At 72.7% G+C, this 24,111-nt stretch carries 24 protein-coding genes; 10 read left to right on the top strand and 14 right to left on the bottom strand.

Going from position 1 to position 24,111, the window contains the following annotated elements:
- Positions 1-140: 140 nt before the first annotated feature.
- Both AB0I06_RS06105 and AB0I06_RS06100 read left to right on the top strand, forming a co-directional pair.
- Positions 141-833, top strand: a complete 693-nt coding sequence (locus AB0I06_RS06105; protein ID WP_363117527.1) for a response regulator transcription factor — start codon at positions 141-143, stop codon at positions 831-833.
- The gene (locus AB0I06_RS06100) at positions 830-2,188 is read left to right on the top strand and encodes a HAMP domain-containing sensor histidine kinase (RefSeq protein WP_363117526.1); all 1,359 of its coding nucleotides are present in this window, start codon (positions 830-832) and stop codon (positions 2,186-2,188) included. The genes AB0I06_RS06105 and AB0I06_RS06100 overlap by 4 nt, the downstream gene beginning before the upstream one ends.
- A 6-nt stretch (positions 2,189-2,194) precedes the next feature.
- Here AB0I06_RS06100 and AB0I06_RS06095 read toward each other — a convergent pair whose 3' ends face one another.
- Positions 2,195-2,722, bottom strand: coding sequence for an SgcJ/EcaC family oxidoreductase (locus tag AB0I06_RS06095; RefSeq protein WP_363117525.1), 528 nt, complete (start codon positions 2,720-2,722; stop codon positions 2,195-2,197).
- A 173-nt stretch (positions 2,723-2,895) separates the two neighbouring features.
- Between AB0I06_RS06095 and AB0I06_RS06090 the strand changes: the two genes are divergently transcribed.
- Positions 2,896-3,732, top strand: coding sequence for a PhzF family phenazine biosynthesis isomerase (locus tag AB0I06_RS06090; protein WP_363117524.1), 837 nt, complete (start codon positions 2,896-2,898; stop codon positions 3,730-3,732).
- Positions 3,733-3,769: 37 nt separating this feature from the next.
- On the opposite strand, the gene AB0I06_RS06085 is transcribed toward AB0I06_RS06090, so the two are convergent.
- From AB0I06_RS06085 to AB0I06_RS06075, 3 genes are all read right to left on the bottom strand, one after another.
- The gene (locus AB0I06_RS06085) at positions 3,770-4,429 is read right to left on the bottom strand and encodes a DUF5063 domain-containing protein (protein ID WP_363117523.1); all 660 of its coding nucleotides are present in this window, start codon (positions 4,427-4,429) and stop codon (positions 3,770-3,772) included.
- Positions 4,422-5,021, bottom strand: a complete 600-nt coding sequence (gene recR / locus AB0I06_RS06080; RefSeq protein WP_003991835.1) for a recombination mediator RecR — start codon at positions 5,019-5,021, stop codon at positions 4,422-4,424. Before recR ends, AB0I06_RS06085 begins: the two co-directional genes overlap by 8 nt.
- Positions 5,022-5,114: 93 nt before the next feature.
- On the bottom strand, positions 5,115-5,456 hold the full coding sequence (locus AB0I06_RS06075; protein WP_078615225.1) for a YbaB/EbfC family nucleoid-associated protein: 342 nt from the start codon (positions 5,454-5,456) through the stop codon (positions 5,115-5,117).
- Positions 5,457-5,732: 276 nt separating this feature from the next.
- Here AB0I06_RS06075 and AB0I06_RS06070 point away from each other — a divergent pair, with 276 nt between their 5' ends.
- Positions 5,733-6,491 carry an SLATT domain-containing protein gene (locus tag AB0I06_RS06070; RefSeq protein WP_363117522.1) on the top strand — a complete coding sequence of 253 codons (759 nt, stop codon included), beginning with the start codon at positions 5,733-5,735 and terminating at the stop codon, positions 6,489-6,491.
- Positions 6,492-6,536: 45 nt separating this feature from the next.
- Here AB0I06_RS06070 and AB0I06_RS06065 read toward each other — a convergent pair whose 3' ends face one another.
- The 4 genes from AB0I06_RS06065 to AB0I06_RS06050 form a co-directional block, all read right to left on the bottom strand.
- Entirely contained in the window at positions 6,537-8,090 is a 1,554-nt protein-coding gene (locus AB0I06_RS06065; RefSeq protein ID WP_363117521.1) for a substrate-binding domain-containing protein, read from the bottom strand.
- Between the two features lie 130 nt (positions 8,091-8,220).
- Complete coding sequence (locus AB0I06_RS06060) at positions 8,221-10,500, bottom strand: protein kinase (protein ID WP_363117520.1); 2,280 nt, start codon at positions 10,498-10,500, stop codon at positions 8,221-8,223.
- An 80-nt stretch (positions 10,501-10,580) separates the two neighbouring features.
- The gene (locus tag AB0I06_RS06055; protein ID WP_363117519.1) at positions 10,581-11,039 is read right to left on the bottom strand and encodes a MarR family transcriptional regulator; all 459 of its coding nucleotides are present in this window, start codon (positions 11,037-11,039) and stop codon (positions 10,581-10,583) included.
- Positions 11,036-11,650 carry a DJ-1/PfpI family protein gene (locus AB0I06_RS06050; protein ID WP_363117518.1) on the bottom strand — a complete coding sequence of 205 codons (615 nt, stop codon included), beginning with the start codon at positions 11,648-11,650 and terminating at the stop codon, positions 11,036-11,038. Before AB0I06_RS06050 ends, AB0I06_RS06055 begins: the two co-directional genes overlap by 4 nt.
- Positions 11,651-11,811: 161 nt before the next feature.
- Between AB0I06_RS06050 and AB0I06_RS06045 the strand changes: the two genes are divergently transcribed.
- From AB0I06_RS06045 to AB0I06_RS06035, 3 genes are all read left to right on the top strand, one after another.
- Positions 11,812-13,167 (top strand): aspartate aminotransferase family protein, encoded by a 1,356-nt coding sequence (locus AB0I06_RS06045; protein WP_363117517.1) that lies wholly within the window; start codon positions 11,812-11,814, stop codon positions 13,165-13,167.
- A gap of 118 nt (positions 13,168-13,285) precedes the next feature.
- The gene (locus AB0I06_RS06040) at positions 13,286-13,987 is read left to right on the top strand and encodes a GntR family transcriptional regulator (protein WP_363117516.1); all 702 of its coding nucleotides are present in this window, start codon (positions 13,286-13,288) and stop codon (positions 13,985-13,987) included.
- A gap of 121 nt (positions 13,988-14,108) precedes the next feature.
- On the top strand, positions 14,109-14,759 hold the full coding sequence (locus AB0I06_RS06035; protein ID WP_363117515.1) for a hypothetical protein: 651 nt from the start codon (positions 14,109-14,111) through the stop codon (positions 14,757-14,759).
- Between the two features lie 9 nt (positions 14,760-14,768).
- Here the strand turns inward: AB0I06_RS06035 and AB0I06_RS06030 are convergent, their stop codons facing one another.
- The gene (locus AB0I06_RS06030; RefSeq protein WP_363117514.1) at positions 14,769-15,062 is read right to left on the bottom strand and encodes a hypothetical protein; all 294 of its coding nucleotides are present in this window, start codon (positions 15,060-15,062) and stop codon (positions 14,769-14,771) included.
- Between the two features lie 141 nt (positions 15,063-15,203).
- The gene (locus tag AB0I06_RS06025; RefSeq protein WP_363117513.1) at positions 15,204-16,487 is read right to left on the bottom strand and encodes an adenylosuccinate synthase; all 1,284 of its coding nucleotides are present in this window, start codon (positions 16,485-16,487) and stop codon (positions 15,204-15,206) included.
- Positions 16,488-16,672: 185 nt separating this feature from the next.
- Between AB0I06_RS06025 and AB0I06_RS06020 the strand changes: the two genes are divergently transcribed.
- Positions 16,673-17,554 carry a diacylglycerol kinase family protein gene (locus tag AB0I06_RS06020; protein WP_363117512.1) on the top strand — a complete coding sequence of 294 codons (882 nt, stop codon included), beginning with the start codon at positions 16,673-16,675 and terminating at the stop codon, positions 17,552-17,554.
- A 1-nt stretch (position 17,555) separates the two neighbouring features.
- On the opposite strand, the gene AB0I06_RS06015 is transcribed toward AB0I06_RS06020, so the two are convergent.
- A complete protein-coding gene (locus AB0I06_RS06015; RefSeq protein ID WP_363117511.1) occupies positions 17,556-18,062 on the bottom strand; it encodes a MarR family transcriptional regulator in 507 nt (168 codons plus the stop codon).
- Positions 18,063-18,136: 74 nt separating this feature from the next.
- Here AB0I06_RS06015 and AB0I06_RS06010 point away from each other — a divergent pair, with 74 nt between their 5' ends.
- Entirely contained in the window at positions 18,137-19,042 is a 906-nt protein-coding gene (locus tag AB0I06_RS06010) for an ABC transporter ATP-binding protein (RefSeq protein ID WP_363117510.1), read from the top strand.
- A complete protein-coding gene (locus AB0I06_RS06005) occupies positions 19,039-20,667 on the top strand; it encodes an ABC transporter permease (protein ID WP_363117509.1) in 1,629 nt (542 codons plus the stop codon). The genes AB0I06_RS06010 and AB0I06_RS06005 overlap by 4 nt, the downstream gene beginning before the upstream one ends.
- Before the next feature lie 24 nt (positions 20,668-20,691).
- On the opposite strand, the gene AB0I06_RS06000 is transcribed toward AB0I06_RS06005, so the two are convergent.
- The 3 genes from AB0I06_RS06000 to AB0I06_RS05990 all read right to left on the bottom strand — a co-directional run bounded on the left by AB0I06_RS06000 (position 20,692) and on the right by AB0I06_RS05990 (position 24,008).
- A complete protein-coding gene (locus AB0I06_RS06000) occupies positions 20,692-21,897 on the bottom strand; it encodes a cytochrome P450 (protein WP_363117508.1) in 1,206 nt (401 codons plus the stop codon).
- 105 nt (positions 21,898-22,002) lie between these two features.
- Positions 22,003-22,668, bottom strand: a complete 666-nt coding sequence (locus tag AB0I06_RS05995; protein WP_363117507.1) for a response regulator transcription factor — start codon at positions 22,666-22,668, stop codon at positions 22,003-22,005.
- Positions 22,665-24,008, bottom strand: a complete 1,344-nt coding sequence (locus AB0I06_RS05990) for a histidine kinase (RefSeq protein WP_363117506.1) — start codon at positions 24,006-24,008, stop codon at positions 22,665-22,667. Before AB0I06_RS05990 ends, AB0I06_RS05995 begins: the two co-directional genes overlap by 4 nt.
- Between the last annotated feature and the right edge of the window lie 103 nt (positions 24,009-24,111).

The raw sequence follows: 24,111 nt of genomic DNA, 5'->3' as shown, positions 1-24,111 counted from the left end.
TCGCATGGTGAGATCTCGGCCCGCCCGTCCAGAGTGGCTCATGCCCATCTGGGCACGGGCCACGCGAGAAAGTGCCCGGCGTCACAATCGCACGTGGGCGCGGTCCTGGTCTGGCAACTTTCAAGCACTAGGGTGCGGCTGTGCGCGTACTCCTGGTGGAAGACGATGAACCGGTCGCCCAGTCCCTGCGCCGTGGCCTCACGCGCTACGGCTTCGAGGTGGAGTGGGTCGCCACGGGCGAGGCGGCCCTGCGGCACCCGGGCCCCTACGAGGTCGTCCTGCTGGACCTCGGCCTGCCCGACACCGACGGACTGGACGTCTGCAAGGCGCTGCGTGAGCGCGGTGACGTGCCGATCATCGTGATCAGCGCCCGCAGCGACGAGACGGACCGGGTGGTCGGCCTGGAGCTCGGCGCGGACGACTACGTCTCCAAGCCGTTCGGCGTCCGCGAGGTCATCGCGCGGATCAGGGCGGTCATGCGCCGCACCCGGCCCCGCACCCCCGACGCGGCCCCCGACCGCTACGGCACCCGGCTGACCGTCGACCGCAAGGCCGCCCGGGTGCACCTGGACGGCGAGGAGGTCTCCCTCACGCCCAAGGAATACGACCTGCTGGCCTTCCTCACCGAGGAGCCCGGCGCGCTGATGTCCCGCGAACAGATCATGGAAGCGGTCTGGGACGCGAACTGGTTCGGCCCCACGAAGACGCTGGACGTGCACGTGGCGGCGCTGCGGCGCAAGCTCGCGGGAGCGATCACGATCGAGGCCGTACGCGGGGTGGGGTTCCGGCTGGAGATCACGCAGGACACCGGCGGGGACGGCGGCGCCTCATGATCCGCCAGCTCGTCCGCAGCTATGTCCTGCTCGTCGCCGTCGCCATCGCGCTGTTCACCGTGCCGGTGGCGTTCACGCTCACGGACCAGCTGCGCGGCGACACCAGGTCCGCGGTGCTGCGCGAGGCCGGAGCCATGGCCCTGCTGCTGGGCGACGGCCGGGCCGCGTCCTGCCGGGCGCTCCAGGAGATGGCCAAGGCCTACGACGACGAGATCCAGGTGACCCGCACCGCGAGCTGCGCGGCGGACCTGCCGCGGCCGGCCGCGGACGCGGCGCTGACCAGGGCACTGGAGGAGGGCAGGGCCACGACCGACTGGGGCTCCTCCTTCATCTGGGGACCCGAGCTGGTGGTCACGGTGCCCGCCCGCGCGCCCGGCACGGACCGCGTCGTCGGCGCCGTACGCATCGTGTACTCGACCGGCGAGATGACCGGCCGCCTGTGGCAGATCTGGGCCTTCCGGGCGGTCCTCGCCGTGCTCGTCCTCGGGGTGGCCGCGCTGCTCGGCGTCGTGGTGGCCCGGCGGCTCACCCGGCCGCTGCGCCAGCTCAACGAGATGGCCAGCAAGTTCAGCGACGGCGATCTGACCGCCCGCTCCCCCGTGACGGGCCCGCCCGAGACCCAGACCCTGGCACGCACCCTCAACCAGGGCGCCGAACGCCTGGACACGCTCATCGCGGCCCAGCGCATCTTCGTCGCGGACGCCTCCCACCAGCTGCGCACCCCGCTCACGGCGCTGCGCCTGTCCCTGGACAACATCGCCGACGGCGTGGACGACGAGTTCGTACGGGAGGACGTGGAGCAGGCGACCGCGGAGGTCGTGCGGATGAGCCGGCTGGTCAGCGGACTGCTGGTGCTGGCCCGGGCCGAGGCGAAGGTGACGGCGGCCGAGCCGCTGCCGCTGATGGACATCGTGCGGGAGCGGCTCGCCGTGTGGAGGCCGGCCGCCGACGAGCGCGGAGTCACCGTCGCGCTCGGGGGGAGTGCCGACGGCCGGCTGTCTGTGCTGTCCGGTCCCGGTCATCTGGACCAGATGCTGGACAACGTGCTCTCCAACGCCCTGGAGGTCTCGCCCGACGGCGGGACGATCACCGTGCGGGTGGAGGCCGGGGGCGATGTGGTGCGGGTGTCGGTCCTGGACCAGGGACCCGGCATGCCGGACGCCGAGAAGTCCCGCGCCTTCGACCGCTTCTGGCGGGGCCGGGGCCTGACCGGGAAGTCCGGCTCCGGCCTCGGTCTCGCCGTCGTCAGACAACTGGCGACGGACGACGGCGGGACCGTGGCGCTGACGGACGCACCGGGCGGGGGCCTGTGCGTGACGATCACGCTCCGGGCGTCCCACCGCAGCGGCGGCTGACCCGGCTCAGCCCTGCGGCATCTTCGACGAGTGGTGGTTCACGATGAGCCACTTGCCGTTCGGCTGCTTCTCGTAGGCGTAGGTGTAGCGGGCCTTGACGGTACTCTTCGCACCCGTGCCGTGGTCGGTCAGCGCGAACTCGTAGACACCGGTGTCGATCACGGTGTCCCGGTCCAGGACGTTGACGACGGACTCGATCTTCGTGCCCTTCGGCTTGTTGAGCAGGAAGTGCTCGAAGTAGTCGACGATGCCGGCTCTGTCGGTGCGGACCTGGTTGGAAACGGTGGGCAGCAGGACGGCGTCCTTGGCGTACAGGTCGGCGACCTTCTTCGGGTCACCGGTCTGCAGCGCGGCGTTCCAGTCGTCGAACAGGCCGAGCACCTGCGTCTTGGTCACCGGCACGGCGTGCTTCTCGCCCTTGCTCGGGGAGTCGGCTCCGGCCACTCCGGTGCCGAGGGCGAAGGAGCCGGCGGCCAGGACCGCGGTGGCGGTGGCGACGGCGGCTATGTGCCGGCGGGCGGGGCGACGGTTCATGACATCTCCTGGGACATCGAGGGGAGTTGGCCTGCCTCCGCGTGCTCCGCGGTGGAAGTGACTCCAGCCTCGCGTCCCCCCGGCCAGGGGCCGTACAGCCGTCGTACAGGGCTCGTACAAGGAGCCGCCAAAATCGCGCGGCGCGACCAGCGGCCGGGCGCTACGGTCGGGACATGGAGACCTTGCGCTACGTCGCGTTCAGCTCGGACCCCAAGGGCGGCAACCCGGCCGGGGTGGTGCTCGACGCGAGCGGCACCGACGACGCGGCGATGCTGGCGACGGCGGCCGAAGTGGGCTATTCCGAGACGGCGTTCGTGCGGGAGGCCGGCGAAGGCTCCCTGGACGTGCGGTACTTCAGCCCGCTCGCCGAGGTGCCGTTCTGCGGCCACGCGACGATCGCGACCGCTGTCGCCCACGCGGAGCGTCACGGCACCGGACGGCTGCTGCTGCGCACGGCGGCGGGCCCGGTCACCGTCACCACGGACCGGGCGGCGGACGGCGCCCTGGTGGCGACCCTGGTGAGCGTCCCGCCGCGCACGGTCCCGCTCGACGAGGGCGACCTCGCCGAACTGCTGGCGATCCTCGGCTGGTCCGCGGACGACCTGGATCCGGCACTGCCGCCCCGGGTGGCCTTCGCGGGGGCCTGGCACCCGGTCCTCGCCACCGCGAGCCGGGAGCGGCTGGCGGACCTGGACTACGACATGCCCACGCTCGCGGCCCTCATGACCGGCCGGGACTGGACCACGATCGACCTGGTCCACCGGGAGTCACCCACCGTCTACCACGCCCGCAACCCCTTCCCGCCCGGCGGCGTCGTCGAGGACCCGGCGACGGGGGCGGCGGCGGCCGCGTTCGGCGGCTACCTGCGGGAGCTCGAACTCGTGCCGGTCCCCGCGACGTTGACGATCCATCAGGGCGTGGACATGGGACGGCCGAGCACCATCACGGTGACGGTGCCGGCGCAGGCGGGCAGCGGAATCGGCGTCACCGGCACGGCCGTCCGGATCTGACGGCGTCCGGATCCGGCCGGCGTCCGGATCCGACCGGCTACGTGGCCGGGCGCAGTCCCAGCGGGCCGGCGATCTCCTCCGCCATCACACGGCCCGCCTCGATCTCCAGGGTGTCGTCGCCCATGCTCTGGTCCGTGTCCAGGCCGTCCAGTTCGGCCAGGGGCTGGTCGAGGCGGACGTGGGCGAGGACCGACTGGAGGGCGCGCAGGGTGGCCGACGCGGTGGAGCCCCAGTTGGAGAAGTAGGAGAACTGCCACCACCACAGGGCCTCGCTGGTGCGGCCCGCGCGGTAGTGGGCCATGCCGTGGCGCAGGTCGGCGATGACGTCGGCCAGGTCGTCCGAGATCCGGGCCGGCACGGGCGCCTTGCGGGGCTCGTAGGGGTCGAAGACCTCGGAGTAGACGTCGATCGGGTCCAGCAGACGGGCCAGGTTCTCGCGGAGCGCGTCGACGTCCGGCTCGGGGCCCGAGTCCGGTTCGTAGCGCTCGTCGGGCACGATGTCCTCGTGCGCGCCGAGCCGGCCGCCGGCCAGGAGGAGCTGGGAGACCTCCAGGAGGAGGAAGGGCACGGCCGATTCCGGCTCGTCGCCCTTGGCGACCTCCGTGACGGCGACCAGGAAGCTCTCGATCTGGTCCGCGATCTGGACCGCGAAATCGTCCGGGTTCTGGTCGGTCGCGTGCAGCGTGGCGTCAGACATCTAGGAGTCGTCTCCCCTCGAAGGCGCGGCCGAGTGTGACCTCGTCCGCGTATTCCAGGTCCCCACCCACCGGGAGGCCGCTGGCCAGGCGGGTGACCTTCAGGCCCATGGGCTTGATCATGCGGGCGAGGTACGTCGCTGTCGCCTCGCCCTCCAGATTCGGGTCCGTGGCCAGGATGAGTTCCGTGACCGTGCCGTCGGCCAGGCGGGCCAGGAGTTCCCTGATGCGCAGGTCGTCCGGGCCGACGCCGTCGATCGGGCTGATCGCGCCGCCCAGGACGTGGTAGCGGCCCCGGAACTCACGGGTGCGCTCGATCGCCACGACGTCCTTGGGCTCCTCGACCACGCAGATGACGGCCGGGTCGCGGCGGGTGTCACGGCAGATGTTGCACAGCTCCTCCTGCGCGACGTTGCCGCAGGTCGCGCAGAAGCGGACCTTCGCCTTGACCTCCATCAGCGCCTGCGCGAGCCGCCGTACGTCCGTCGGCTCTGCCTGGAGGATGTGGAAGGCGATCCGCTGGGCGCTCTTCGGACCGACGCCGGGCAGCCGTCCCAGCTCGTCGATCAGGTCCTGGACCACGCCTTCGTACAACGGACTGCCTTCCTGGGTCTTCCGGGGCGGTGCGCACCGTCCCGTACGTACCGTAGTTGTCTGCCGCCTCTGTGAGGAAGGCGGTGCGCCGGGTCAGAACGGCAGGCCGGGGATCCCGCCGCCGCCGAGGCCCTGCGCGAGGGGGCCCAGCTTCTGCTGCTGGAGCGTCTGCGCGTTCTCGTTGGCCGCCTGGACGGCCGCCACGACGAGGTCGGCGAGGGTCTCGGTGTCCTCCGGGTCCACCGCCTTCGGGTCGATCTTCAGGGCGCGCAGCTCGCCGGCGCCGGTGACGGTGGCCGTCACCAGACCGCCGCCCGCCTGCCCGTCGACCTCCGTCTGCGCCAGTTCCTCCTGCGCCTGTGCCAGGTCCTGTTGCATCTTCTGGGCCTGCTGGAGCAGCTGCTGCATGTTGGGCTGGCCACCACCGGGGATCACGATCAGCTCCTTGCTCGGTACGGGTTTTCCCGTTCGGCACGAGCCTACGTGGTCGGGGCTGCCGTCGCCCCAGCACTCTTTCGAGTGAGTCCCTCTCGCGCCCTATACCTGATCAAGGAATACTTCCGGGCGGAAAAGCGGCGAAAGCCGCGTCTTCGCCACCCATTGGGGGGTAGGAAGGGTCGGGCGCGTTCGGGAGGCGGGCTTTCGCCCATCGCGCAGCGTGATCGGTGAGTGAACCGTACGTGGTCATTCGTGGTCAGTGAGGAGTGCCGGGTGGGTCAGCCGGAGATGCAGCCCGAGGGGCCGCCTCAGGACGGGCGGGGCGAGCAGACGGCGGCCGGGCTGCGGCCCGGCGATCTGACCGGGCGGGTCTTTCCGCTCGGGGACTGGGGCGAGCCGGCGGTCCGGCTGGACGAGCTGTACCGGTGGGTGGAGCGGGGGGCGCTGCGGACGGCGGCCTGGTATCTCGTGGACCGGGTGTGGAAGCGGCGGTGCGCGCGGGTGCTGCGCTGCGGGGCGGCGACCGGGGCGGTCACCGGGGTCGCGCTGCCCGTGCTGGACCTGACCGGCGTGGCGGGCGGGATCGCGCCCTGGGGGTGCCTGGCGCTGCTGGCGGGAGCTGCGTGCGTGGCCGTCGACCGGTACTTCGGCGTGACGTCCGGGTGGATGCGGGACGTGGCCACCGCCCAGGCCGTGCAGCGGCGGCTCCAGGCGTTGCAGTTCGACTGGGCGGCGGAGAGCGTGCGGGAGGTGCTGGGACCGGCGGAGGGCACGGCCGGCGAGGCCGCCGAGCGGTGCCTGGGGGTGCTGCGGAGGTTCTCCGAGGACGTGACGGAGCTGGTGCGGGTGGAGACGGCGGACTGGATGGGCGAGTTCCGGTCCGGGGGTGCCGCGCCGGTGGGTCTGCAGGCGGTGACGTTCCCCGGGCCGGGGCGTGGGACCGAGGTGGGGGTGAACGGGCGGTTCGCCGTGCCCCCGGCGGGGGGCACGCGGCCGAACATGCCCCGGCAGCGGCCGCCCGAGCCGCGGTGAGCGGAGCCGGCGGCCCTCCGTCCGCCGCCACGGCGAACTGCGGCCTCAGGACCCTCCGTCCCGTGCGCACAAGGTGAGCCCCTCCGGTGTCCAGCACGGCACGTGGCCGTGGGTGCGGATGACGTCCTGGCCGTTGCCGCGGGCCAGGTAGGTGAGAAAGCTCGACGCCAGGGAGTCGGCCGGGGGGCGGCCGTAGGTGTAGGCGTACTCGATCTCGCGGTAGGGGTAGGCGCTCGTGCCGTGTTCGATGGCGTCGACGGACGGCGGGTCGCCGTCCAGGCGCAGCGCGTGCAGGCCCTTCGCCCGGGCGGCGAGGTTCAGTTCGCTGTACCCGACGGCGCCGGGGAGGCCGGCGACCGTCGCCAGGACCTGCTCGGTCGCATCGAGTTCGCAGCGCGGGACGATCGCCGTGGGGTCGTCCTTGTGGACGCAGTCGACGGACGAGTTGGCGATCTCCCCCCGGCCCAGCACCCGGCGCTGGAAGACCTGCCGTGTCCCGGAGTTGGCGTCCCGGCTGACGAGGCGCACGGGCAGGTCGGGGCCGCCGAGCTGCCGCCAGTTGCGGATCTCGCCCCGGTACAGGCGCCGGACGTCGTCGGTGGACAGGTTCGTCAGCCTCACGTCGTCGTTGACCACGAGCACGAAGACGGACACCGCCACCCTGTTCTCCCGCAGGTCGGGCAGACCGGCAGGCTTGGGGCCGTCCGACAGTGCCACGACCGGCGGGGAGCCCTGGGAGTCCCGTTTCGCCCGGTCGCCGGCGGCCGTGAGCTCGCGTATCCCGGCCGTGGAACCGTGGGCGTCCACGGCGATGACGGGGTCGCCGCCGCAGTCGCGCTCGTACTTCTCGGCCGCCTCGCGCAGGACGGGAGCGAAGGCGGTCGAGCCGGTGAGGGTGAGGGTGCCGCTCGCGCAGCCGATCGGGGGCGGGGTGTCGTCCTGGGCGACGACGATCGCCGCCAGGGTGACCACGCTCGCCGTGAGCGCGATGGTGATCAGCCGCGCGGCCCGGCTGAACAGCGGCGGCTTCTCGTCGGGCGTGGCACTGCGGTTGGGGTGCACCTCACCGTCGCGCAGTCCGCCGACCAGCCGGATCTCGTCGCCGACGTCACCGCCGGAGAGGAGGACGAGCAGCTTGAAGTGGTCGCCGCGGTTGAGCGGGACGCGCGGGATGCGCAGGGTGTTGCCGTCGTAGGCGAACCCGCGTGCCGCGGTGAAGTGGTCCATGAGGTGGTCGGTGTCCGACGGCTGGGTGACCGAGACACCGCGGACGGTCCGGCCGGTGAACACGGCGGTCAGGCCGTGGAGTTCGGGGCCGGTGTAGTCGTCGCGGTCGATGCCCTGCGAGCCGTCGTTCTCGATGCGCAGCAGGACCAGGGTCGCGTCCGACATACCGGGAGCCTCGTCGAACAGGCCGAGTCGGCGGTTGGCGCGGCCCGAACGCACGTCGTCGCCGATGGGGTTGTCCATCTGCACCCGGTAGCCCATGCGTTTGCGGCGCGGTACCCGGCGTTCGTACCAGACCATCACGCCCGAGGCGACGATGCCGAGGAGGGCCGTGGCCACGGCCACGAGGTTCTCCGCGCTCAACCACTCCACCGTGGGTGCCCCCGCCGCCGCCCGGACGATTCGATCGTCCGGTCACCGTACGGCCGTGCGAGCACCCATCCGGTTGTCGTCGGCCGGAATTCGCCGGACGTTCAACCTCCGGGTGACCAGTGCCAGTTGGTCACTGCCTCGTGTACGTCAGCCGCTCCCCGCTGCTGGTGTTCACGCGCTCCAGCGTGCCGTCCGACAGGAGGGTCACCTCGGTGGCCGCGCCCGGGGTGCAGGCGGTGCGGGGCTGTCCGACCTTCACGGTCGTCGGGCCGATGCTCAGCGCGCCGTCGGTGCCGGGTTCCGCGGTCAGCCGCCCCTCGAAGACGCAGTGGTAGGTGCCGCCGTCCTTGGTCGGCCCGTCGGCCACGAGGGACAGGACCGTGTCGCCCGGTTCGCCCTGCTGGAGGGTGAGCGAACGGCTGTGCTCGCCGTCGGCGTTGTCGATGGCCGTGGTCCAGGTGCCGAGGTACCCGGTCGGGATCGTGCCGTCCGCCGGGGAGGGGGAGGTGCCCTGCGAGGTCGTCGGGGACGGGCCCGGCGTGGTCGGTGGCGCGCTCGTGCCCTGCGTGGGAGTGGGGCCGCCGTCGGCCCGGTCGTCGCCGCCGCCCTGCATCAGCGCGTACACGGACCCGCCCGCGGCGAGCGCCACGACCAGGGCGATCACCACGAGCAGCGCGGTGGAACGGCCGTCTCTCCCCCGCTGCGGCTGCGGGGGGCCGTACGGCGGGGTGGTGCCGTAGGGCGGCGGGCCGTAGGGCGGGGTGGAGCCGAGGCCGCCGTAGGCGGGGTGGGGCTGGGGGTGCTGCTGGGGGTAGCCGTACGCCGGGTACGGGGGCGCGGGCGTCGGCATCTGCGGGTGGGACGGGGCGGCGGCGCCCGGCAGTCGCCCGGGCGCCGGGGGCACGCTCTGCCCCGCGACCATGGTGGGCAGATGGTTCACCGACGGCCCCTCCCCCGGCGGGCCCGGCGGGGGCGGCGTGATGGGGCGCGGCGAGGACTCGTCGGCGGCGGGGGCGTGCTCAGGGGTGGGGCCGGGGCCGGGTCCGCCGGAGGGGGCGGACGGTACGGCGCCGGGGCCGGGGCCGGGGGCCCCGGTGGCGGCCCGGGGTGTCACGGCACCCGGGCTCCCGAAGGGGGCCGACGGTGTCACGGCACCCGAGCCGGGGGCGTCGGCGGGGACCAGCGGTGTGGCAGAACCGGGTCCGGCCCCCGGTGAGCCCGGGGGCGTGGCAGGGCCAGGACCGGCGACCCCCGCAGAGCCCGGGGGTGTGGCAGGGCCCAGACCGGCGCCCCCAGGAGAGCCCGGCGGCACGGCAGAACCAGGACCGGCGACCCCGGCAGAGCCCGGCGGCACGGCAGAACCAGGGCCGGCGGCCCCGGCAGGGCGCGGCGGTGTGGAGGCGTCAGGGGCGGGCCGGCCGGCGGGCTGCGCTCCGGGGCGCTCGCCGCCCCCGGGGCCGGAGGCTGACCCCGCGGGAGAGCCGGCCCCCTCCGGCTCCTCCGCGTCCAGCAACCGCACCGCGTGCCGCCCCAGTTGGGCGACGAGGGCGCTCGGCAGCCACGGATCGAGGGCGCGGCCGTCCGCGACGGTGTCGTCCGCGCCCGTGCGTTCCAGGACGCGGTCGAGGGAGGGCCGGGCGGCGGGGTCCTTGCGCAGGCAGTCCCGGACCAGGTCGGCGATGCCCTCGGGGACGCCCGTCAGGTCCGGTTCCTCCTGGGCGATGCGGAACATCAGCGCGTGCACACCGCTGTTGGCGCTGCCGAAGGGCAGGGCGCCGGTCGCGGCGTAGGCGAGGACCGAGCCGAGGCAGAAGACGTCGCACGCCGGGGTGATGCGATCGCCCCGCACCTGCTCGGGCGCCATGAAACCGGGGGATCCGACGAGCGCGCCGGTGCGCGTGAGCCCGCCGTCCGTCACGGTCTCCAGCGCGCGGGCGATGCCGAAGTCGATGACGCGCGGGCCGTCGATGGTGACCAGCACGTTGGACGGCTTGAGGTCACGGTGGACGATCCCGGCGGCGTGGATGTCCTTGAGCGCGTGCGCGAGCCCGGCCGCGAGGATGCGGACCGTCCGCTCGGGCAGGGCACCGTGATCGTGCCCGACGACCTGCTGGAGGCTCGGCCCGGCGACGTACCCGGTGGCGACCCACGGCACGGCGGCCTCGGTGTCGGCGTCCAGCACCGGCGCGGTCCAGTACCCGCCGACCCTCCGCGCGGCCCGCACCTCCTGCCGGAACCGCTCCCGGAACTCCTCCTGCGCGGCGAGTTCCTCACGGACCAGCTTCACGGCGACCGTGCGGCCCCGCTCGGAGCGGGCCAGATAGACGTGCCCCATGCCCCCCGCACCGAGCCGCGCCAGCAGCCGGTACGCACCGATCCGAGGCGGATCCCCGGGCCCCAGCTTCTCCATCGCTCAGCCGCCTTCCCCCCACACGCGAGCAAACAGATCGAGAATAGTGCGGGGCGGGGGCGGGGTGGCCTGGGCGACGTCTACGGTTCCGTAACAGGCGGACCTGCCTGGTCGAGCACCTTCGACAGCCGTTCCAGCGTCCGCACCGCCTCCGCCAGCTCCGTCTCACCGAACGCCTCGGCCAGCCGGTCGGCGAAGGCCGCGTGCCCGGGGTCGATCCGGGCGACGGCCGCGCGGCCCTCATCGGTCGGGGCGAGGAGCTTGGCGCGGCGGTGGGCCGGGTTCGGCCGGTACTCCGCGAGGCCCCGCTCCACCAGCAGGTCGGCGATGCGCTGGACGCTCTGCCGGGTGATGCCCATGGCGCGGGCGATGCCGGAGACGGGCAGCGGCTCCGGGAGGACCGCGCCGAGCACCTGCCACCAGGCGGCGGTGAGCCCGGCGGGCCGGGCCAGTTCCTCCGCGACGGCGAGGAACTGGCCGTTGAGCCGGAACACCCCGAGGGCGCTGCGGCTGAGCAGGTCCTGACGCTCGCGGCTCACAGGGCGCCGGCCTTCTCCAGCACCCCGTAGGCCGCCGCGTCGGAGTCGTGGAACAGCCGGTACCAGGCGTCCAGCACCTCGCCCTCGTAGACCCCGAGCAGCCGGAGGATCTCGCGGGCGAAGGCGACGGGTTCGGTGGGGCCCGCGGTGATCAGCGCGCCGTCGGTGACGGCGTCGGCCTCGACGTAGCGTGCGCCGCCCGCGTAGCCGGTCGCGGCCAGGTAGAAGGAGACCGCGCTGGTGTGGTCGCGGTCGTCGAGCAGGCCCTCGCGGGCGAGTCCGGCGGTGGCGCCGCAGATGGCGGCGACCGGGACGCCCGCGTCCAGGAACGCCCGGGCGGTGCGGGCGAAGGGGGCGAGGTCGTCCGAGGTGTCCCACAGGTCGGCGCCCGGGAGGATCAGCAGCGCGCTGTCCTCGGGGCGCAGGTCCTCAAGGGCCAGGTCGAGCTGGACGCGCAGGCCGCCGATGCTCCGCACGGGGGCCGTGGCCGGGCCGACGGTGCGGATCTCGTGGCCGGAGCGGGCGAGCTGGGCCGTGGCGTGACCGGTCTCCCAGTCGGCGAGGGTGTCGTAGACGGCGAGATGGACGGGCTTGCCGGTGGTGGCGTTCATGGCTCCTCCTCGGTCCCGTGCGCTTATGACAGCATTCTGTCGACTGGGCAGCATGCTGTCAACATGCCGCGTCCCCCGTGGACAACCTGTCGCGGAATGCCGCCGACGCCAGACAGGCCGCCGATTTCACCGCCCTCTCCCCCGCGCCTACGCTCGCCCGCATGACCCCTCAGCCGAACCCCGAAGCCGGTGCCGCCGTCAAGGCCGCCGACCGTGACCACGTGTTCCACTCCTGGTCCGCTCAGGAGCTCATCGACCCGCTCGCCGTCGCCGGTGCCGAGGGATCGCACTTCTGGGACTACGACGGCCGCCGCTACCTCGACTTCTCCAGCGGGCTGGTCTACACGAACATCGGCTACCAGCACCCGAAGGTCGTCGCGGCGATCCAGGAGCAGGCGGCGAGGATGACGACGTTCGCGCCCGCCTTCGCGGTCGAGGCGCGGTCGGAGGCGGCCCGGCTGATCGCCGAGCGGACGCCGGGCGACCTGGACAAGATCTTCTTCACCAACGGCGGCGCCGACGCCGTCGAGCACGCGATCCGGATGGCCCGTCTGCACACCGGCCGCCCCAAGGTGCTCTCGGCGTACCGCTCGTACCACGGTGGCACCCAGCAGGCCGTGAACATCACCGGTGACCCGCGCCGCTGGGCCTCCGACAGCGGCACGGCCGGAGTCGTGCACTTCTGGGCGCCCTACCTCTACCGCTCGCGCTTCTACGCCGAGACCGAGGAGCAGGAGTGCGCGCGGGCGCTGGAGCACCTGGAGACGACGATCGCCTTCGAGGGGCCCTCGACGGTCGCGGCGATCATCCTGGAGACGATCCCGGGCACGGCCGGGATCATGGTCCCGCCGCCCGGCTATCTCGCCGGGGTGCGGGAGATCTGCGACAGGCACGGCATCGTCTTCGTCCTGGACGAGGTCATGGCCGGGTTCGGGCGGACCGGTGAGTGGTTCGCCGCCGACCTGTTCGACGTCACCCCCGACCTGCTGACCTTCGCCAAGGGCGTGAACAGCGGTTATGTGCCGCTGGGCGGAGTGGCGATCTCCGGCGCGATCGCGCAGACCTTCGGGAAGCGGCCCTACCCGGGCGGTCTGACGTACTCCGGGCACCCGCTGGCCTGCGCGGCCGCGGCGGCGACGATCGACGTCATGGCGGAGGAGGGCGTGGTCGAGAACGCCGCGCGCCTCGGCGAGTCCGTCGTCGGGCCGGAGCTGCGGGCGCTGGCCGAGCGGCACCCCAGCGTCGGCGAGGTGCGCGGCGTCGGCATGTTCTGGGCACTGGAGCTGGTCCGCAACCGGGAGACGCGGGAGCCGCTGGTGCCGTACAACGCGGCCGGTGAGGCGAACGCGCCCATGGCCGCCTTCGCCGCCGCCGCGAAGAAGGGCGGGCTGTGGCCGTTCGTGAACATGAACCGGACGCACGTGGTGCCGCCCTGCAACATCAGCGAGGCGGAGCTGAAGGAGGGGCTCGCGGCCCTGGACGCGGCGCTCTCGGTGGCGGACGAGCACACCGAGTAAAGAGCTGTAAACCCGTCAGTAACCGACATTCTCGCGACTCATTCGAACGCGTAAGGTGGCGTGCTCGTAGACATATACGCGCACGCCACCCGAACGCGACGAGGGAGACGCCCTGACCATGCCCGCCAGCACCGGCAACGGCGCCGTGACGCGCAGCACCCTGCGACAGCAGATCGCCGACGCGCTTCGTGACGAGGTGCTGGCCGGACGGCTCCAGCCGGGGCAGGAGTTCACGGTCAAGGAGATCGCCGAGCAGTACGGGGTGTCCGCGACGCCGGTGCGCGAGGCGCTCGTCGACCTCTCCGCCCAGGGGTTGCTCGAGGCCGACCAGCACCGCGGCTTCCGGGTCCACGAGTACTCGGTCGAGGACTTCCGCGGCATGATCGAGGCCCGCGACCTGGTCATCGAGGGCATGTTCGTCGCGCTGACCGAGGGGCGCCCCAACGCGGTGCGGCCGGACGATCCCCGGTCCGCCGCCGTCGTCGCCGGGGTCCGCAGGCGCGGCGAGGAGGCGCAGCGGGCCGCCGCCGCCGGTGATCTCTCCGTCCTGATCGGCTACGACCTGCGTTTCTGGCGCGAGCTCGGCGCCTGCTTCGGCAATCCCTACCTCGCCGACTTCCTGCACCGGCTGCGCGTCCAGACCTGGGTCTGCGCGGTGCAGCACCTGCGTCGGCTGACCGATCTGCGCGGCGAGCTGTGGGCCGGTCACACCCGGCTGGTGGACGCCCTGATCGACCGCGACAACGACGCCGCCCGGGCGATCATCGCCGCGTACAACGCGCACTCGCTCGACCTGATCGAGCGGCTCGCCTCCCGATGACCCGAGTCGCCGCTGCCCGTGTGGGTATGGGACAGGCACGGCGGGAGCCGTGACCGTGTCGCACCGCTACTCTTCTTGACCACCGTGCTACCCGACCACCGCGCTGAGCGAGGAGCCTTCTTTGGCCTGTGACCTGTGGCTGGTACCGCTCGTCGACGTGTTGTGCCACACGCCGGACAACCCCTTCGCCGAGGAACTCGCGCAATACAACAAGGTGCTCGCGGAGGCCGGTCTGCCGCCGGTGCCGGTGTACCAGTACATGCCGGGCCTGACCGGTGACGTCGCCCCGGTCGCGGGCTTCGACTACGACGCACTGCACTTCCTGCGCCGCGCCTACCTGCTCCAGGTGTGCGGCCTGCCGGTGACGCCCGTGGACGAGCTCGGCGGCGACTACGAGCAGCTGCTGGAGATGTTCGAGTCGACGGCCCAGCAGTCCCACCTGGTCTGGCACTACGACCACGCGGGCGCCTACGTCCCGGTCGACTTCCCCAGCCCGCTCGCGGACGACGACCTCCTCGCGGGCGGCGGCCCGCTGGGCTCCTCGCACGCCCTGCTGCGGGAGCTGGAGGTGGTCGCCCCGGCGCTCGGCATCGACCCGGCCAACCCGCCGGCGGCCCCCCAGCCGCCGCTCGCCCCGACGGAGCTGGAGGAGCCCGCCGTTCCCGCCCCGTACGACCCGAGCCCGTTCGCCCGTGAGCGGCACGTCTGGCTCGGGCTGCACGCGGCCGTGACCCGCAGTCTCGCCCAGGGGTCGATGATCGTCTTCAGCTGAGCCGGCGGCTCAGCGTCCGAGCTGGGAGAGGCCCTTCTGCACGTCCTCGACGTTCATCACCGGCGTGTAGGTGATCTCCGCGTTGAGGTGGAGGAAGAAGGGCTCGCTGAGCACCGGCATCTGCGAACTGTCCTGCATGTCGAAGACCAGGAAAGCGGTGCGCTTGCCGTGGTCGGAGGTGAAGTAGGCGGCTTCGGGCTTGATCTGTTCCAGCGCCTCCTGGATCAGCTTCCCCAGGGTGCCGTTGCGGATGGCCTCGTTGGCCTTCTCCGTGTCCATGGACGCCTTGAGCATGACGCGCATCGCACTCACCTTCTCCTGGTCGACGCACGCGGGGGTATGGCTTCAGCGTATGCCGGTTCCCGGCAACTCTCCCGGCGGGAGAACGCGGGCCGCCCCCCGCGGGAACGGGGGGCGGTCTGCGGAGACGGGGACGGGGACGGGTCAGAGGAACGAGTTGATCTCGATCGTCTCGTCGCGGCCCGGGCCCACGCCGATCGCGGAGATCGGTGCGCCGGACATCTCCTCCAGCGCCTTCACGTACGCCTGCGCGTTCTTCGGCAGGTCGGAGAAGGACTTCGCCTTGCTGATGTCCTCGGACCAGCCCGGGAGCATCTCGTAGACCGGCTTGGCGTGGTGGAAGTCGGTCTGGGAGTACGGGAGCTCCTCGACGCGCTTGCCGTCGATCTCGTACGCCACGCAGACCGGGATCTGCTCCCAGCCGGTGAGGACGTCGAGCTTGGTGAGGAAGAAGTCGGTCAGGCCGTTCACGCGGGTCGCGTAGCGGGCGATGACCGCGTCGAACCAGCCGCAGCGGCGGTCACGGCCGGTGGTGACACCGCGCTCCCCGCCGATGCGGCGCAGTGCCTCGCCGTCCTCGTCGAACAGCTCGGTCGGGAACGGACCGGCGCCGACGCGGGTGGTGTACGCCTTCAGGATGCCGATGACCCGGCTGATCTTCGTCGGGCCCACACCTGCGCCGGTGCAGGCACCGCCCGCGGTCGGGTTCGACGAGGTCACGAAGGGATACGTGCCGTGGTCGATGTCCAGGAGCGTGCCCTGGCCGCCCTCGAACAGGACGACCTTGTCCTCCTCCAGCGCCTGGTTCAGCACCAGGACGGTGTCGGCGACGTACGGCGCGAGCTTGTCCGCGTAGGCCAGCAGCTCCTCGACGACCTGGTCCACGGCGATCGCGCGCCGGTTGTAGAGCTTGGTGAGGATCTGGTTCTTGACGTCGAGGGCCGCCTCGACCTTCTGCGTGAGGATCGACTCGTCGTAGAGGTCCTGCACGCGGATGCCGACGCGGTTGATCTTGTCGGCGTAGGTCGGGCCGATGCCGCGCCCGGTGGTGCCGATCTTCCGCTTGCCGAGGAAGCGCTCGGTCACCTTGTCCACCGTCACGTTGTACGGCGTGATGATGTGCGCGTTTCCGCTGAGGAGGAGCTTGGACGTGTCGACGCCACGCTCGTTCAGACCGCTCAGCTCGGAGAGCAGGACCGACGGGTCGACGACGACGCCGTTACCGATGACCGGCGTACAGCCGGGAGACAGGATTCCGGAAGGGAGGAGGTGCAGTGCGTACTTCTGATCACCCACGACCACCGTGTGGCCGGCGTTGTTGCCGCCCTGGTAGCGCACCACATAGTCCACGGAACCACCGAGCAGGTCGGTGGCCTTTCCCTTGCCTTCGTCACCCCACTGAGCACCGAGCAGCACAAGTGCGGGCACGCGCGTACACCCCTTCCGGGCGGGGCATGTCCATGGTCGAGGGCGAACGCGGAGGATCACAGCCGCGTGCACCGCGACCGCCGTTGGCGGCCAACCGTCGGACCGGATGCCCCGGAATAGACGAAGCCCCTGGCGCAATAGCGCAAGGGGCTCTTGCACAAAGATGCTACCCGAGGAAGCGAGGCATGGCCGAGGTGGCGACTTCCGCGACGTCCGAGCAGCTGCTGGTGGTGGTCGACCCGGGCGCCCGTCGGTCGGACGGCGAGTCCGTCAGGATCGCGAAAGACGTGCTCGGCGCGGGTGCCGGCATGAAGCTGTGCCTGCCGGACGGGCCGGAGGAGTTCGCGCGGGCACTGGCCCGGCGGGGCTCGCGGCGACCGGTGGTGGTGGGCGACGACCGGGCCCTGATCCGCGCGGTGGCGCTGCTGCACCGCCACCGGGAGCTGGCCGGATGCGCGCTGTCGGTGGTGCCGGTCGGCGCTGCGCAGTCCCTGGCCCGGTCCCTGGGCGTGCCGACGGGGACGGTGGCGGCGGCGCGGGCGGTGCTCGACGGGGTCGAACGGCGGATGGACCTGATGGTCGACGACAGCGACGGGGTGGTGCTCGGTGCGCTGCGGATACCGCCCTTGTCGCCCTCCCCGGCCTGGTCCGGCCCGCGGGCCGAGCCGGACCCGGGGCAGGTGCCGGGCCGCCCGTGGCTGCGGACCTGCCAGTCCCTGGTCCGGACCCTGGTGCCGGTCAACCGTCCGTCCCGGCCCGCCCCCGCGCCCGAGCCGGGGCCGTCGCGACTGCGGGTCGAGGTGGACGGGGAGACCCTCGTGGACCTGAACCAGCCGGTGGAGGCGGTGTCGGTGGCGCCGTCCGCGGCGGGCCTTGCGTCGGTGGAGGTCAGACCGGTGTCGGTGGGCGCGGAGGCCTCGCCGCTGCTCGCGGAGGGCCGGACGGTGACGGTGTCCGGGGCGCACTTCCGCTACCGCGCGGACACCGTGGTGTCGGGGCCGGTGCGCACCCGCACCTGGGTGGTGCGGGAAGGAGCGTGGGGGCTGACGGTGCCGTCGGGCCGGTGAGTCAGGCCCCGGCGTCCGGCCCGAAGGTCCTGGCCCGGTGCACGCGCCAGCGTTCCATCAGCTCCGCGAGCTCGCCCTCCATGAACTCGAAGAACGCCAGGGTCTCGGCGAGGCGGCGGCCCGCCGGGGTGCCCGCGCCGAGGCCGGCGACGCCCTCGCGCAGGGCGGCCTCCCAGCGCTTGAGGACGGCGTCGCGGTTGGCCAGGGCCTCGTACCACTGATCGCCGTGCACCCGGTAGCGCTCCCGGCGCGAACCGGGCTCCCGCTCGCGCGAGACCATGTGCGTCTGGGCCAGGTAACGCACCGCGCCGGAGACCGCCGCGGGGCTGATCCGCAGCTGCTCCCCCAGCTCGGCGGAGGTCAACGAACCCTCGTCCGAGGACAGCAGCGCCGCGAAGACCCGGGCCGGCATGCGCGCCATCCCCGCCTCGACGAGCTGCGCCGCGAAGGACTCCACGAACCTCGACACGGCCTCCGCGTCCCGGTCGCTCCCGGCTGATTGCGTCATGGGTCCCATCCTAGGCGTGATTCACACTGTTCCTAACCTTCACAAATTTCTGAAAGACGCGTACGTTCTGAAGCGTGACGAAGGCCATCACCGTCTCCGGACTGCACAAGTCCTTCGGACGGACCCACGCGCTCGACGGACTCGACCTTGAAGTCGCCACCGGCGAGGTCCACGGCTTCCTCGGCCCCAACGGCGCCGGAAAGTCCACCGCCATCCGGGTCCTGCTCGGTCTGCTGCGCGCCGACTCGGGCGCCGCACAGGTCCTGGGCCGCGACCCGTGGCAGGACGCGGTCGAGGTGCACCGCCGCATCGCCTACGTCCCCGGGGACGTGACGCTGTGGCGCAACCTGTCCGGCGGCGAGGTCATCGACCTCTACGGCCGGCTGCGCGGAGGACTCGACCCCGGGCGCCGAGCGGAGCTGACCGAGCGCTTCGAACTCGACCCCACCAAGAAGGGCCGCACCTACTCCAAGGGCAACCGGCAGAAGGTCGCCCTGGTCGCCGCGTTCGCCTCGGACGTCGACCTGCTCATCCTGGACGAGCCGACCTCGGGCCTGGACCCGCTGATGGAGGAGGTCTTCCGGGCCTGCGTCGAGGAGGAGCGCGACCGGGGCCGCACGGTCCTGCTCTCCTCCCACATCCTCAGCGAGGTCGAGCAGCTGTGCGACCGGGTGAGCATCATCCGCAAGGGCCGTACGGTCGAGAGCGGCTCGCTCGCCGACCTGCGCCACCTCACCCGCACCAGCGTCGTCGCCGAACTCGCGGGCGCGCCCGACGGCCTGGCGGAGCTGCCGGGCGTGCACGGCCTGGAGGTGCGGGGGCACCGCGTCCGCCTCCAGGTCGACACCGAGCGGCTGGACGGCGTCCTGCGGTCGCTGAGCGCCTCGGGCGTGCGGTCGCTCACGTCGACACCGCCGACGCTGGAGGAGCTGTTCCTGCGCCACTACCAGGACGGCACGGCCGAGGCGGGCGCCCGATGACGGCCTTCGCGGCGCGGCCCGGCGGCGCACGTCACCTGGCGGGCACGGGCACCCTGCTGCGGTTCGCCCTGCGCCGCGACCGGATCCTGATCCCCGTCTGGATCGCCGTGACCGCGCTGATGGTCCTCTCCATGCCGAGCACGCTGGAGGGCCTCTACGGCACTCCCGCCGCACGCGCGGACCTGGTCCGGCAGGTGGAGACCAACTCCTCGCTGCGGGCGATGGTCGGCCCGGTCTTCGGCGACTCGCTGGGCGCCCTGACGGCCTGGCGCGCCGGCCTCTACGCTGGTGCCCTGGCGGCCGTGATGAGCCTGCTGGTCGTCGTGCGGCACACCCGGGACGAGGAGGAGAGCGGCCGTCAGGAGCTGGTGGCGTCCGGCACGGTGGGCCGCCGGGCCTCCCTGACGGCGGCGCTGCTGGCGGCGGCGGTCGCGAACGGGGTGCTGGCACTGCTGCTGACGGCCGGACTGGCCGGCCAGGGCGGCACCGGGGCGCTGGCCCTCGGGCTCGGGGTCGCCGGGGCCGGGATGGTCTTCGCCACGATGGCGGCGATCGTCGCCCAGCTGACGGAGAGCGCACGGCTGGCACGCGGCCTGACGGCGGCGGTGCTCGGGGCCGCGTTCGTCCTGCGCGCGGCGGGCGACTCGGCCACGGACGGGGGCACCTCCCGGGCTTCCGGCACCGGGGCAGGCTCCTCGGTCCTGACCTGGCTGTCGCCGCTGGGCTGGCTGGAGAACCTGCGGCCCTACGCCGCCGAGCGCTGGTGGGTGCTGGCGCTGTTCGCCGGGGCGGTGGTCCTCCAGGGCCTGGCGGCCTACGCGCTGGCCGGCCGCCGGGACCTCGGCATGAGCTTCCTGCCGACCCGGCCGGGCCCGGCGTCCGGCGGTCTGGGCAGCGCGGGCGCCCTGGCCTGGCGGTTGCAGCGGGGCGGTGTGCTCGGCTGGGGCATCGGATTCTTCCTGGCCGGGGTCGTCTACGGCGGCATGACCGAGGGTGCGGCGGACCTGGTCGGCGGCAACGACAACGCCCGGAAGGTCTTCGAGCGGATGGGCGGCCACTCCGGCCTGACGGACGCGTTCCTGGCGTCCATGATCGGCATGCTCGGCCTGGTCGCGGCGCTGTACATCGTGGCGTCGGTGCTGCGTCTGCACGGCGAGGAGACCTCGGGCCGGGCGGAACCGGTGCTGGCCAACGCCGTCGGCCGCCTGCGCTGGGCCGCCGGCCACCTGCTGATCGCCTTCGGCGGCGCCACCCTGATCATGCTGCTGGCCGGGCTGGGTTTCGCCGTCGGCTACGGCAGGCGGACCGGCCCGGTGCTGGCCGCGTGCCTGGCGCAGCTCCCGGCGGTGTGGGTGATCGGCGGGCTGGCGGTGCTGCTGTACGGGGTCCTGCCCCGGGCGGCCGTGGCGGCCTGGGGCGTCGCCGGGGCGGCGCTGCTGATCGGCTGGGTGGGGCCCGCGCTGGACGTACCGCAGGCGGTGCTGGACCTCTCCCCGTTCGGCCACCTGCCCAAGCTGCCGGGCGGCTCCGTGCGGTGGGGGCCGCTGCTGGTGCTGACCGGGCTGGCGGTGGCGCTGGTCGCGGGCGGGCTGGCGGGGCTGCGGCGCCGGGACATGACCACCTAGCGGGTGATCAGCCGACCTCGACGGTCAGCCCACCTCGACGGCCAGCCCCTCCAAGCCCCTGATCACGAAGTTCGGTTTCCTCTCCGGCTCGGTGGCGAGGCGGAGGGTCGGGGCCCTGTCCAGCAGGGCGCCCATCGAGGCCGCCAGTTCGATCCGGGCCAGCGGGGCGCCGATGCAGTAGTGGATGCCGGCACTGAAGGAGATGTGCGGGTTGTCCGCGCGGGTGAGGTCGAGGCCGGACGGGTTCCGGAACACCTGCGGGTCGTGGTTGGCGGAGCCGAAGAGCATGGCGATCTCCGCGCCCCGGGGGATGGTCGTGCCGGCGATCTCGATGTCGTCCAGGACCCAGCGCTCGAACAGCTGGAGCGGGGTGTCGTAGCGCATCAGCTCCTCGATCGCGGAGGGGACGAGCGTGTGGTCCGAGCGCAGCAGCTCCAGCTGGGAGGGGTTGCGGAACAGTGCGTACCAGCCGTTGACCGTGGCGTTCACCGTGGCCTCGTGGCCGGCGTTGAGCAGCAGGACGCAGGTGGAGATCATCTCCTGCTCGGTGAGGCGGTCGCCCTCGTCGTGGGCCTCGATGAGACCGGAGACGAGGTCCTCGCCCGGCTCCTTGCGGCGGGCCGCGATCAGCTCGCGCAGATAGTCGGAGAACTCTACCGACGCCCGCACCGCCCGCGCCGCCGTCTCCTCGGACGGGTTCAGCTCGTACATCCCGCAGATGTCCGCCGACCAGGGGCGCAGCGGGGCCCGGTCGGACTCCGGGATGCCCAGCATCTCGGCGATCACCGCGACCGGGAGCGGCTCCGCGACGTCCTTCAGCAGGTCACCGCCGCCGGCCGCGACCAGATCCGCCACCAGCGCGTCGGCCAGCCCCCGCACATACGGCTTCAGCCGCTCCACCGTGCGCGGCGTGAACGCCTTCGACACCAGCCGGCGGATCCGGGTGTGGTCCGGCGGCTCCAGGTCGAGCATCCCGTGGTCGTTGAGCGTGTGGAACGGCTCGTGCTCCGGCGGGGGCGCGCCGCGGCCGAACTCCTCGTGCGTGAACCGGTGCTGGTACGTCCGGCCGAGGCGCCGGTCGCGCAGCAGTGCCGAGACGTCCGCGTGGTGCGAAACGAGCCACTGGTTCGTGGGCTCGAAGTAGTGCACGCGGCCCTGGGCACGCAGCTCGGCGTAGGCGGGGTACGGGTCGGCGAGGAAGGCCGGGTCCCACGGGTCGAATGCAGCCATGCCGGGACGCTAGCCCCACACCCCCGTCCCTGACCAGGGTCTTCCTTCAAGTGGCCGAGGGGGAAACGCGTTTTCCACGTCGCCCCCCGGCCGCCCGGGGGGCGGCTACCCGGGCGTCACCAGCCGTGCCTCGTACGCGAACACCGCCGCCTGGGTCCGGTCCCTGAGGCCCAGCTTCACCAGGATCCGGCTGACGTGGGTCTTGATCGTCGACTCGGCGACCACCAGCCGCACCGCGATCTCCGAGTTCGACAGGCCCTGCGCGATGAGGACCAGCACCTCCGTCTCCCGGTCGGTGAGATCCCCGTACGCCGCCTGCGCGGAGGGCATCAGGCGCGGCGTCGCGGAGAGCTTGGAGAACTCGGTGATCAGCCGCCTGGTCACCGACGGGGCCAGCAGCGCCTCCCCCGACGCGACCACGCGCACCCCGTCGGCGAGCTGGCGGGCCGAGGCGTCCTTGAGGAGGAAGCCGGAGGCACCGGCGCGCAACGCCTGGTACACGTACTCGTCGAGGTCGAAGGTGGTGAGCACCAGCACCCTGGCCGCGCCGTCGGCGGCGACGATCTCGCGGGTCGCCTCGATGCCGTTCAGCTCGGGCATGCGGATGTCCATCAGCACCACGTCCGGGGCGAGCTCACGGACCTTGGTGACGGCTTCCCGGCCGTTCACGGCCTCGCCGACGACCTCGATGTCCGGCATCGCGTTCAGCAGGACCGAGAAGCCCTCGCGCACCATCATCTGGTCGTCCGCGATCAGGACGCGGATGGTCATGCGTCACCTTCGTCCGGCAGGGCGACCGGCAGGAACACCGTCACCTCGTAACCTCCGTCGTCCGTGCCGCCCGCCGTCATCTCGCCGTTCAGCATCGACACCCGCTCGCGCATGCCCGTGATGCCGTGTCCGGCGCCGGGCGAGGGCTTGATCAGCTGCGGGTGGGGCGGCGGGCCGTTGACGATGCGCACGCCCAGGCCGCCGAGCACATAGCCCACCTCGACGCGGGCCGTCGCACCCGGCGCGTGCCGCAGGGTGTTGCTGAGCGCCTCCTGCACGATGCGGTACGCCGACAGCTCCACGCCCTGCGGCAGCTCGCGGACCGCTCCCGTCACCACCTTGTCCACCGTCAGCCCGGCCTCCCTCACATTGGCCAGCAGCCCGTCCAGGTCGGCGAGCGTGGGCTGCGGCGCGTCCGGGACCTCGTAGTCCTCGGCGCGGACGACGCCCAGCACGCGGCGCAGTTCGGTCAGGGCCGCCACCGCGTTCTCCCGGATCGTGGCGAACGCCTTCTCCAGCTCGGGGGGCGGGTTGTCCACCCGGTAGGGCGCGGCCTCCGCCTGGATGGCCACCACCGACATGTGGTGCGCGACGACGTCGTGCAGCTCCCGGGCGATGGTGGTCCGCTCCTCCAGCAGGGTGCGGCGGGAGCGCTCGTGCGCGGTGACCGTCTGCTGGGCGGTGACCTCCTGCTCCGCGTGGCGGCGGATGTGCCATACGGTGACGCACAGCAGGACCAGGGCCGATATGACCAGCATGGAAGCGGCGTTGCTGCCGTACTCGTAGTACGTCGGGCCTATGCCGGTGTCCGCGAGGACGGCGTACAGCGCCGTCAGCACCCACATCCACCCCGCCGTGCGCGGCCGGGTGCGTATCGCCACGACCGTCAGCACGGTCAGATGGCAGGCGAAGCTGCCTGCGGCCCAGGGCCATTCGCCCCAGCGGCTGCCGAGCACGGAGGCGAACGGCGTGGAGACCATGGACGCCCAGAACGCCGCGACCGGCCGCACCATGGTCAGCAGCACGGGAACCACGCAGAGCAGACCGAGCAGCACGGCCGGGCCGCCGGAGTCGACCGTGGAGGCGGACAGGGTGATCAGGGCCGCCACGCCGATCACGGCGTGCGGGAGCCACGCGGCGTACACCCGCAGCCGCCCCGGCAGCCGCCGCACGAGCCGCCCGTCCGTGCGCCGGCCCGGCAGCGGCCGGTAGGCGAACGCGTCGTGGATGAGGTCCTGCCGCAGCCCGCGCAGGGAGTCCACCGCCACCCGGTACTCGGGACTGCGCGGCTTGGCCCCGCCCCCTGGCGGCGTGGTCTGCATGTGAGTCGTCTCGGTCACGTACAGAACGGTAGGCGTAGGCCGGGGGCGTGGTCGTCCCCAGTGAGAGGGGTCATACGGGGTCCCTCTCAGGTACTACGGGAGCCACCAGTGGGACCGGCAC

Origin of the sequence: Streptomyces sp. NPDC050674 (assembly GCF_040654575.1) — a bacterium.
In the GTDB taxonomy this organism is placed as follows: domain Bacteria; phylum Actinomycetota; class Actinomycetes; order Streptomycetales; family Streptomycetaceae; genus Streptomyces.
This window is presented reverse-complemented; position numbering and strand designations above follow the sequence as displayed.

What these genes read in the sequence shown, in the direction of transcription:
- AB0I06_RS06005 (WP_363117509.1), top strand. Translation starts at nt 19,039, where the DNA reads ATGACGGCCTTCGCGGCGCGGCCCGGCGGCGCACGTCACCTGGCGGGC.
- AB0I06_RS06095 (WP_363117525.1), bottom strand. Translation starts at nt 2,722, where the DNA reads ATGAACCGTCGCCCCGCCCGCCGGCACATAGCCGCCGTCGCCACCGCC.
- AB0I06_RS06015 (WP_363117511.1), bottom strand. Translation starts at nt 18,062, where the DNA reads ATGACGCAATCAGCCGGGAGCGACCGGGACGCGGAGGCCGTGTCGAGG.
- AB0I06_RS05995 (WP_363117507.1), bottom strand. Translation starts at nt 22,668, where the DNA reads ATGACCATCCGCGTCCTGATCGCGGACGACCAGATGATGGTGCGCGAG.
- AB0I06_RS06030 (WP_363117514.1), bottom strand. Translation starts at nt 15,062, where the DNA reads ATGCGCGTCATGCTCAAGGCGTCCATGGACACGGAGAAGGCCAACGAG.
- AB0I06_RS06085 (WP_363117523.1), bottom strand. Translation starts at nt 4,429, where the DNA reads ATGTCTGACGCCACGCTGCACGCGACCGACCAGAACCCGGACGATTTC.
- AB0I06_RS06040 (WP_363117516.1), top strand. Translation starts at nt 13,286, where the DNA reads ATGCCCGCCAGCACCGGCAACGGCGCCGTGACGCGCAGCACCCTGCGA.
- AB0I06_RS06045 (WP_363117517.1), top strand. Translation starts at nt 11,812, where the DNA reads ATGACCCCTCAGCCGAACCCCGAAGCCGGTGCCGCCGTCAAGGCCGCC.
- AB0I06_RS06020 (WP_363117512.1), top strand. Translation starts at nt 16,673, where the DNA reads ATGGCCGAGGTGGCGACTTCCGCGACGTCCGAGCAGCTGCTGGTGGTG.
- AB0I06_RS06050 (WP_363117518.1), bottom strand. Translation starts at nt 11,650, where the DNA reads ATGAACGCCACCACCGGCAAGCCCGTCCATCTCGCCGTCTACGACACC.
- AB0I06_RS06090 (WP_363117524.1), top strand. Translation starts at nt 2,896, where the DNA reads ATGGAGACCTTGCGCTACGTCGCGTTCAGCTCGGACCCCAAGGGCGGC.
- AB0I06_RS06000 (WP_363117508.1), bottom strand. Translation starts at nt 21,897, where the DNA reads ATGGCTGCATTCGACCCGTGGGACCCGGCCTTCCTCGCCGACCCGTAC.
- AB0I06_RS06060 (WP_363117520.1), bottom strand. Translation starts at nt 10,500, where the DNA reads ATGGAGAAGCTGGGGCCCGGGGATCCGCCTCGGATCGGTGCGTACCGG.
- AB0I06_RS06100 (WP_363117526.1), top strand. Translation starts at nt 830, where the DNA reads ATGATCCGCCAGCTCGTCCGCAGCTATGTCCTGCTCGTCGCCGTCGCC.